This window comes from Dietzia cercidiphylli, assembly GCF_014145145.1.
GTDB classification, from domain to species: domain Bacteria; phylum Actinomycetota; class Actinomycetes; order Mycobacteriales; family Mycobacteriaceae; genus Dietzia; species Dietzia natronolimnaea.
In genome coordinates this window covers 1-1,411 of the sequence record NZ_JAALEA010000296.1, presented here as the reverse complement: position 1 = coordinate 1,411, position 1,411 = coordinate 1, and the positions used below count along the sequence as shown (strand labels likewise).

The window sequence follows — 1,411 nt, the reverse complement described above, 5'->3', positions numbered from 1 at the left end:
CGGCGACGGCAAGGGGATCATGACCCAGGTCGGCGTGCTGGAGGACAAGGTGCTGGTGGAGCACTTCGTCACCACCGAGTCCGCGCGCTCCATGGTGGGCAACGTCTACCTCGGCCGCGTCCAGAACGTGCTCCCGAGCATGGAGGCCGCGTTCGTCGACATCGGCCGCGGTCGCAACGGCGTCCTGTACGCCGGTGAGGTCAACTGGGAGGCCGCCGGACTCGGCGGTAAGGCCCGGCGGATCGAACAGGCGCTCAGGCCCGGCGACATGGTCCTGGTGCAGGTCACCAAGGATCCCATCGGCCAGAAGGGCGCCCGCCTGACCACGCAGATCTCGCTGGCCGGTCGATTCCTCGTGTACGTGCCCGACGGCAACTCCACCGGCATCTCCCGCAAGCTGCCCGACACCGAGCGGCGTCGACTCAAGGCGATCCTCAAGGACGTCGTCCCCGAGGGCTCGGGCGTGATCATCCGGACCGCGGCCGAGGGGGTCAGCGAGGAGGAGATCGGCCGGGACGTCGAACGACTGGCCGCCCAGTGGGCAGAGATCGCCGAGGCCTCCGCGAAGCGGACCTCCGCGGGTGCCGGCACACCGATCGCCCTGTACGAGGAGCCCGACCTGCTGGTCAAGGTGGTGCGCGACCTGTTCAACGAGGACTTCTCGTCGCTGGTGATCCAGGGCGACACCTCGTGGGACACCGTGCACGACTACGTCTCGAGGGTCGCACCGGAGATGACCGAGCGGCTCGAGCGGTACGACAACCCCGACGTCGACGTGTTCGCCACCCACCGCGTGGACGAGCAACTGGCCAAGGCGCTCGACCGCAAGGTGTGGCTGCCCTCCGGTGGCTCGCTCGTGATCGACCGCACCGAGGCCATGACGGTCATCGACGTCAACACCGGCAAGTACACCGGCTCGGGTGGCAACCTCGAGGAGACCGTCACCAAGAACAACCTCGAGGCGGCCGAGGAGATCGTCCGCCAGCTGCGCCTGCGCGACGTGGGCGGGATGGTGATCATCGACTTCATCGACATGGTGCTCGAGGCCAACCGCGACCTCGTGCTGCGGCGGCTCACCGAGGCACTGGGGCGCGACCGCACCCGTCACCAGGTCTCCGAGGTCACCTCGCTGGGGCTGGTCCAGCTCACCCGCAAGAAGCTGGGCACGGGTCTCGTCGAGGCGTTCTCCACGCCCTGCGAGCACTGCCAGGGCCGTGGCCTGATCGTGCACGCCGACCCCGTCCACACCGAGTCGCACAACGCCGACGAGCCCGGCTCCCGCCGCGGCCGCAAGCGCGGCGGCAAGGGATCGGACTCGGATCAGTCCGACTCCCAGGCCTCCTCGTCGTCCGCGCCCAGGCAGGCGCCCAGGAAGGACGGGCCCGCGCCGGCCGCGCACCCCGCCGCGCTC

The 1,411-nt window shown here is 69.8% G+C and carries 1 protein-coding gene; it reads left to right on the top strand.

What is annotated here, in order from left to right; all coding sequences use genetic code 11:
- Positions 1-1,411: Rne/Rng family ribonuclease (locus tag G6028_RS11070; RefSeq protein ID WP_241730693.1), on the top strand; the 1,411-nt coding region annotated here is incomplete at both ends.